At 37.6% G+C, this 7,041-nt stretch carries 8 protein-coding genes; 3 read left to right on the top strand and 5 right to left on the bottom strand.

Annotated elements, in window-relative coordinates:
• Positions 1-82 precede the first annotated feature (82 nt).
• Together VIM94_RS07585 and kdsB are read left to right on the top strand one after the other, a co-directional pair.
• Positions 83-1,519 (top strand): ATP-dependent DNA helicase, encoded by a 1,437-nt coding sequence (locus VIM94_RS07585; RefSeq protein ID WP_332038689.1) that lies wholly within the window; start codon positions 83-85, stop codon positions 1,517-1,519.
• A 39-nt stretch (positions 1,520-1,558) separates the two neighbouring features.
• On the top strand, positions 1,559-2,275 hold the full coding sequence (kdsB, locus tag VIM94_RS07580; RefSeq protein WP_332038690.1) for a 3-deoxy-manno-octulosonate cytidylyltransferase: 717 nt from the start codon (positions 1,559-1,561) through the stop codon (positions 2,273-2,275).
• On the opposite strand, the gene VIM94_RS07575 is transcribed toward kdsB, so the two are convergent.
• The 3 genes from VIM94_RS07575 to VIM94_RS07565 are packed head-to-tail and all read right to left on the bottom strand — an operon-like array spanning position 2,272 to position 4,802.
• Positions 2,272-3,579 carry a deoxyribodipyrimidine photo-lyase gene (locus tag VIM94_RS07575; RefSeq protein ID WP_332038688.1) on the bottom strand — a complete coding sequence of 436 codons (1,308 nt, stop codon included), beginning with the start codon at positions 3,577-3,579 and terminating at the stop codon, positions 2,272-2,274. The genes kdsB and VIM94_RS07575 overlap by 4 nt on opposite strands.
• Positions 3,580-4,275, bottom strand: a complete 696-nt coding sequence (locus VIM94_RS07570) for an SDR family oxidoreductase (protein WP_332038687.1) — start codon at positions 4,273-4,275, stop codon at positions 3,580-3,582. It lies immediately after the preceding gene.
• Positions 4,276-4,292: 17 nt separating this feature from the next.
• Positions 4,293-4,802, bottom strand: a complete 510-nt coding sequence (locus VIM94_RS07565; protein ID WP_332038686.1) for an SRPBCC family protein — start codon at positions 4,800-4,802, stop codon at positions 4,293-4,295.
• A 139-nt stretch (positions 4,803-4,941) separates the two neighbouring features.
• Between VIM94_RS07565 and VIM94_RS07560 the strand changes: the two genes are divergently transcribed.
• Positions 4,942-5,787, top strand: coding sequence for a DUF2911 domain-containing protein (locus VIM94_RS07560; protein ID WP_332038685.1), 846 nt, complete (start codon positions 4,942-4,944; stop codon positions 5,785-5,787).
• Between the two features lie 37 nt (positions 5,788-5,824).
• Here the strand turns inward: VIM94_RS07560 and VIM94_RS07555 are convergent, their stop codons facing one another.
• Positions 5,825-6,463, bottom strand: a complete 639-nt coding sequence (locus VIM94_RS07555; RefSeq protein WP_332038684.1) for a hypothetical protein — start codon at positions 6,461-6,463, stop codon at positions 5,825-5,827.
• Between the two features lie 6 nt (positions 6,464-6,469).
• On the bottom strand, positions 6,470-6,964 hold the full coding sequence (locus VIM94_RS07550; RefSeq protein ID WP_332038683.1) for a sigma-70 family RNA polymerase sigma factor: 495 nt from the start codon (positions 6,962-6,964) through the stop codon (positions 6,470-6,472).
• Positions 6,965-7,041 lie beyond the last annotated feature (77 nt).

The raw sequence follows: 7,041 nt of genomic DNA, 5'->3' as shown, positions 1-7,041 counted from the left end.
CGACAAATCTACAATTTTTTTTTATTCGTAAAAGTTTCTTCCCTAAAAATCCATTCCTATATTTGAATTTTGACAAATTCCTATGAAAGAACTCACTTCGGCTGGTTTTTATAAGCTTCTTTTAGACGATCTGGGTTTTCCCGCAAAGGCAAAACAGGACATTGCATTACAACAGCTCGCAGACTTTGTAAATTCTAATTCCAAAGACTCTATTTTTATGCTTAAAGGTTTTGCCGGAACCGGTAAAACCACCATTATAAGTACCCTGGTTAAAAATCTTTGGAAGATTAAAAAATCGGGGATTTTGATGGCTCCCACCGGGCGAGCGGCAAAAGTGATCGCCAACTATTCCAAAAAGGAAGCCTTTACTATTCATAAGAAAATTTATTTCCCTAAAAAGTCCAGAGGATCGGGGGTGCAATTTGTACTTCAGCCTAATAAACATAAAAACAGCATTTTTATAGTAGATGAGGCCTCGATGATCTCTGATACTCCCGGCGAATCTAAATTAATGGAGAATGGAAGCCTTCTGGATGATCTTATTCAATATGTTTATTCCGGCCATAACTGCCAGTTGATCTTAATTGGGGACACCGCACAATTGCCTCCTGTAAAAATGGAAATAAGCCCTGCCCTTGAAGCCGATAAACTTCAGTTTGCGTATAACAAGGAGGTAAAGCATATTGAACTGGATGAGGTGGTACGCCAGGCCGAAGAGAGCGATATTCTTCTTAATGCCACCCGGATTAGAGAATGTCTCCAGGATGGCTTTTACGAGAGTTTTAAGTTTCAACTCGGTCCAAAAGCCGATGTGGTAAGGCTGCAGGATGGATATGAAATTATGGACGCCATAGAGGAGTCTTACTCCAATCTCGGCCACGAGGAAACCAGTATTATTGTTAGATCTAACAAAAGAGCTAATCTTTATAATGAACAAATAAGATCGCGCATTCTCTTCCAGGAGGAAGAAATTTCGGCAGGGGATTATCTTATGGTGGTGAAGAATAATTATTTTTGGATAAAACCAAGTTCAGAAGCAGGTTTTATTGCCAATGGTGATATTGTGAAGGTGCTGGAGATCTTTAGTATAAAAGAGCTCTATGGTTTCCGCTTTGCTGAAGTTAGGGTGCAAATGGTAGATTACCCAAATATGCGTGCTTTTGAAACCGTTGTGATGCTGGATACCTTAACCAGCAATACGCCTTCACTTACCTACGACGAATCCAACCAGCTTTACCAGGAGGTGATGAAAGATTATGTCGATGAAACTTCTAAATACAAGAAGTTTATGAAAGTGAAGAACAATAAATTCTTTAACGCTTTACAGATCAAATTTTCTTATGCTATGACCTGTCATAAATCCCAGGGTGGGCAATGGCATACTATATTTATTGAGCAACCTTACCTGCCCGAAGGCGTTGGAAAGGAATATTTACGTTGGCTCTATACCGCCATTACCCGGGCCACCGATAAGTTGTATCTTATTGGTTTTAAAGATGATTTTTTTACTGAAAATTAAAAATACTTAACCGTGAACAACCCACTTAAAATAATTGCAATGGTACCTGCCCGCTATGAGGCTTCCCGTTTCCCTGGAAAACTTATGCAGGACCTCGCCGGAAAAACGGTAATTAGAAGAACTTATGAAGCCGCCTTAAACACTAATTTGTTTGAGGAAGTTTATGTAGTGACCGATAGTGATGAGATTTTTGCTGAAATAAAGTCTTTTGGAGGAAAGGCTATAAAAAGCAAAAAGGAACATGAATGTGGCAGCGATCGTATCGCCGAAGCGGTAATGGATATGGACGTAGACATTGTGGTAAATGTGCAGGGTGACGAACCTTTTATCGACAAAGAAAGCCTGGTTAAACTTCTAAATGTTTTCCGGGAAGATGATGCCGGAATTATTGACCTTGCTTCATTAAAAACCGCCATGTCCGGAAGTGAAGAGATCACAAACCCTAACAATGTTAAGGTGATTACCAATAAAAATGATTTTGCCCTTTATTTTTCCAGATTTCCTATACCATACCCGCGAAATACCGACGCAAGGGTTACCTACTTCAAGCATATAGGAATCTATGCTTTCCGAAAAGAGGCACTTATAGATTTTTATAATTTCCCGATGTTACCCCTGGAAGCTGCAGAAAAAATTGAAGCTATACGTTACCTGGAATATGCCAAGAATATTAAAATGATTGAAACTACACATCAAACTATCGGGATCGATACTCCAGAAGACCTGGAGAAGGCACGTAAGATGTTTAAGGATTAATTGTTCAGAGCTTGCTTGTAGGTGCTAAGCGCACGTTCCCGGGCTTCTTTATGGTCTACCATAGGCTCAGGATATTTTTCTGTGCCGTATTCCTGAACCCATTTCCTGATGTACTTTTTATCCTTGTCAAACTTCTCGATTTGGGTTGTAGGATTAAATATTCTGAAATAGGGCGCTGCATCAACACCACTGCCGGCAACCCATTGCCAGTTTCCTACGTTAGAAGACATTTCATAATCCAGTAGTTTTTCGGCAAAATAAGCTTCACCCCAACGCCAGTCAATAAGTAGGTGTTTACAAAGAAAACTCCCCACCAGCATTCGCACGCGATTATGCATAAAACCAATTTCATTTAACTGTCGCATTCCCGCATCAACTAATGGGTAACCCGTTTTTCCGGTTTTCCATTTTTCAAATTCCTCTTCCTTATTTCGCCATTCAATGCGGTCGTACTTCTTTTTAAAAGATTCGGTAAGCGTATTGGGGTGATGATATAAAACCTGCATAAAAAATTCCCGCCAAATCAGTTCCTCAAGAAAAGTTTTATTGCTTTCGGCATTGGCCTTTTTTACCATTTTACGAACGCTAACTGTTCCGAAGCGCAGATGAGGGCCAAGTCTGGAAGTGCCATCTTTTCCGGGAATATTCCGGGTTTTTTCATATTGCTGAATCAAAGTGGGTGTGACATCATAATCGGGCACTTTTATTACTGAAAATTTAAAGCCAATTTCACTTAAACTTAAATTTGGTAACCTTGAATTTTTTACCAGGTTGTTTAGGGATTGACTGGTATAGTGAATCTTAAGGTCCAGGGATTTAAACTGTTCTTTCCAAACTTTCATATAGGGTGTATACACCACGTAGGGATTGCCGTCTTTCTTAACTACTTCATCTTTTTCAAAAATAACCTGGTCCTTAAAAGTGTGAAACCCGATATTATTTTCAGAAAGTATATCGGCTATTTCCTTATCTCTTTTTATAGCGTAGGGTTCATAATCGTGATTGGTGAATACTTCAGCAATTTTATATTCCTTTATTAATTGCTGAAAAATATCGTTCGGTTTTCCGTGGTATATTGCGATAGAACTTCCACAATCGTCCTGAAGATCCTTGCGCATTTGCTGAAGCTGCCCATGAATAAAAGTTACCCGGGCATCATTTTCAGGTAATTTATCAAGGATTTCAGTATCAAAAATAAAAACTGGCAGAACTGGATTTTTAGATTTTAAGGCTGCGAGAAAACCAATATTATCATCTAATCTAAGATCACGTCTAAACCAGAAAATATTCACTTCTTTATTCATTTACGAAATATTTAAAGTTGAGAGTCCGCCATCAACGCCAATAATCTGGCCGGTAATCCAACTGTTTTCTTTACTTAATAAAAACGCAGCTGCATTGGCTATATCTTTTGTGGTTCCAACTCTTTTTAATGGATGTCTTTCGCTCATCTTCTCCTTTTTGGAATCGTTGGATAATAATTTTTCAGAGAGGGGAGTATCTGTTAATGAAGGAGCTATTACATTCACGCGTATTGTAGGAGCATACTCAGCTGCCAGTGATTTCGCAAAACCTTCAATGGCACCTTTTGCTGCAGCAACACTGGTATGAAAAGGCATTCCAACCTTAACGGCCACGGTGCTAAAAAACACCAGACTTGGGTTTTCAGCATTTTTTAATTTCGGCATAATGCCCTGAACTACTTTTATCAAACTTAAAAAATTCAGGTTAAGTTCTTGCTCAAAATCCTGGAGTTTTAGCATTTTGAAAGGTTTCAGGTTAATGCTTCCGGGGCAATATACCAGGCCGTGGATTTCTTCCGGCAACTCCAAATTTTCAATATTATCTTTTAAAACATCAAATTCTAAATGTTCAACAGCGTCCTTTAATTTTCCTTTACTTCTTGAAGCGACAATTACCTTGTTATCTTTAACGAGTTGGTTCGCGATTTCTAGACCAATTCCCTTAGATCCGCCAATGAGTAAAATATTTCTTTTCATAAGTTATATGATTTAGTTTAAGATAAAATATCCTGTTTAAGCTTTGAATTTTTAGTCTTTGGCTTATCAAAATCACCAAAGAGATCTAAGAGTTTCTTCTGCCTGTAATTAAAGATCTCTTTAAGTTTTGGGGCAACCAGAATAGGATGAAACATTTGACCTAAAATTCCGAAAGGCAATTTATAATCTACAATATCTTCCATTTCTACGCCACCCGGGATTTCCTTTAAAAAATGTTTATGATGCCAAAGAGCATATGGCCCAAATCGCTGCTCGTCTACAAAATATTCTTTGTCCTTTACGTGTGTGATCTCGGTTACCCATTTGGTTTTTATTCCTGCAACGGGAGTAACTATATATTGAATAATTTGCCCCGGAAACATTGGACGATCTGCACCCGAAAGAATATTAAACCCCATATAATCTGGAGTAATAGTTTTTAAATTTCCCGGACTCGAGAGAAATTCCCAGGCCTCCTCCAGACCGATGGGCAGTTTTTGTACCGACTTTAAAGTGTAGATTTTCATTAGCTAAAATTTTATTACAAAATTAAAGACTATTTTGTTTAAAGTAAAATAATTAAAGTTAAACAAAATACAAATATGGAAATTATGGATGCTAAGGCTTTTCTGCCTATATTTGAGTAAACTAATTAACCTAAAAGACATGAAAAAATTACTTTTATTTCTATGTACCGCCGGTATTATGAGTGCAACTCAAGCCCAGGTACAGGCTCCACAACCGAGCCCCTTCACTAAAATCGAACAAAAAGTTGGGCTTACCGATGTTACTTTAGAATATTCCCGTCCCGGAATGAGAGATCGTGAAATTTTTGGAAATTTGGTGCCTTACGGTGAAGTTTGGCGTACCGGGGCCAACGAGAATACTAAAATAACTTTTAGTGATGATATTACTATTCAAGGGAATGAATTAAAAGCAGGAACTTACGCTATTTATACCATTCCTAAGGAAAAGCAATGGGAGGTTATATTTTATTCTGATGCTTCTAACTGGGGAAATCCCGTAGAATGGGATGAGGAAAAAGTAGCGCTTAAAGCCACGGCTGAAGTAATGGAACTTCCTTTTGAAATGGAAACCTTCACTATTTTAATAGATGATCTCCATTATAATTCTGCTGCTCTTAATTTTTGGTGGGACACAACAGTGGCGAGCTTAACTTTTAATGTGCCTACAGAGGCCAAAGCTATGGCGAGTATTGAAAAAGTTATGAATGGTCCGGGAGCAGGGGACTATTTTGCAGCTGCCAGTTATTATCACGATATCAACAAAGATTTGGAGCAGGCCTATGAATGGATCAATAAATCTGTAGAGATGGGGAATAATGCCTATTGGGTACTAAGAAGAAAATCTCTTATTGAAGCCGACCTTGGAAAAAAAGAAAAGGCTATCGCGACAGCGAAAAAATCCCTGGAAGCGGCAGAAAAAGCCGGAAACCAGGATTATGTAAAAATGAACAAAGACTCTTTAAAGGAATGGGGAGCTAAACAATAAAATAGAGGGATAAAAAAAGCGCCAATTGGCGCTTTTTTTATCCCTCTAAATTCTTTAATTCCTTATAATTTTTATTAAGCCGGTTTAAAAGAATACCGTAAATAAGCCGATAGAAAAGCCAGATTATTCCTAAAAACACTCCTATACTAAAGATTAAAACTCCGCTTAGAATAAGCCATTGCGTTACTGTAAAGCTATAATTGGCAACGTTTTCTACTTCAGTAGTAGCGGCATGATGAAAAATTGTGAAATAGGCATATACCAAAGAAGTAAGGGCAGTAGAGATAATAATAAAACCTATATAATATTTTACTGTTTTACGTGTAGTTAGAATATTCTTCATCAGGGTAGCGGCATCATCGGTACTAGATATTTTTTTGTAATTCCGGTAAAACCGGTAAATAAAGTAGAATGTTACTGCATAGCTTAGAATATAAACTATTACAGTAAATTCCTTTAAATTAATAACCTCCATTCTCTTCCAGAATTCTCCATCTGAAAGGGAAATGTTGAGCACCCCCCAGAACAGCAGTTCCAGAATGCTGATGATAAAAATCCACTTCACTATAGAAGAAGATTTCTTCCATAGCATCTTATAGATCTCATTATAGGAAAGCTTAGGAAGCGATGCCTCCTGTTGTTTCCAGTCTTTTTTTAATATATCAAGTTCATCCATATTTCCTTACGGATTTATTATGCTTTTTAATTTTGTTTTCACTCTGTTCATCTTTACCCTGGCATTAACTTCTGTGATACCCAAAGTCTCTGATATTTCCCGGTAATTTTTCTCTTCCAAATAAAGAAAAACAAGAGCCTTTTCAATATCATTGAGTTCACTAATTGCGGCATACATCAGTTTTAAGTTTTCTTCTACTTCCCCGTCATATTCCTCACTTTTAATCTTGAAATGCACCGAATCGAAATCCTGAGTTTTAATGCCTCTTTTTTTCTTACGGTACAAGGTGATAGCCGTGTTGAGAGCTACTCTATACATCCAGGTGCTAAATTTAGCTTCTCCCCGAAACTTGGGATAGGCCTTCCAGAGCTGAATGGTTATTTCCTGAAATAAATCTTTGTGGGAATCCTGATCATTAGTATAAATACGACAGATTTTGTGCGCAATATTCTGATGCTTCTCTAAATTGGTTATAAACTGATGTTCTAATTCTTTATCCACAGGAAATGCTTAGCTCATATAGGTAGGTAATTTAGACACAATGTTACAAAAAACTATAAAGTATCGTTAACGGGAGG

Origin of the sequence: Salegentibacter sp., assembly GCF_036568425.1 — a bacterium.
Classification (GTDB): domain Bacteria; phylum Bacteroidota; class Bacteroidia; order Flavobacteriales; family Flavobacteriaceae; genus Salegentibacter.
The sequence above is the reverse complement of the archived record's forward strand: the minus strand, read 5'-3'. Positions and strand labels throughout refer to the sequence as shown.

Excerpts from the sequence above, each read along its gene's own strand:
- kdsB (WP_332038690.1), top strand. The coding sequence starts at position 1,559 with ATGGTACCTGCCCGCTATGAGGCTTCCCGTTTCCCTGGAAAACTTATG.
- VIM94_RS07565 (WP_332038686.1), bottom strand. The coding sequence starts at position 4,802 with ATGAAAATCTACACTTTAAAGTCGGTACAAAAACTGCCCATCGGTCTG.
- VIM94_RS07560 (WP_332038685.1), top strand. The coding sequence starts at position 4,942 with ATGAAAAAATTACTTTTATTTCTATGTACCGCCGGTATTATGAGTGCA.
- VIM94_RS07575 (WP_332038688.1), bottom strand. The coding sequence starts at position 3,579 with ATGAATAAAGAAGTGAATATTTTCTGGTTTAGACGTGATCTTAGATTA.
- VIM94_RS07555 (WP_332038684.1), bottom strand. The coding sequence starts at position 6,463 with ATGGATGAACTTGATATATTAAAAAAAGACTGGAAACAACAGGAGGCA.
- VIM94_RS07570 (WP_332038687.1), bottom strand. The coding sequence starts at position 4,275 with ATGAAAAGAAATATTTTACTCATTGGCGGATCTAAGGGAATTGGTCTA.
- VIM94_RS07585 (WP_332038689.1), top strand. The coding sequence starts at position 83 with ATGAAAGAACTCACTTCGGCTGGTTTTTATAAGCTTCTTTTAGACGAT.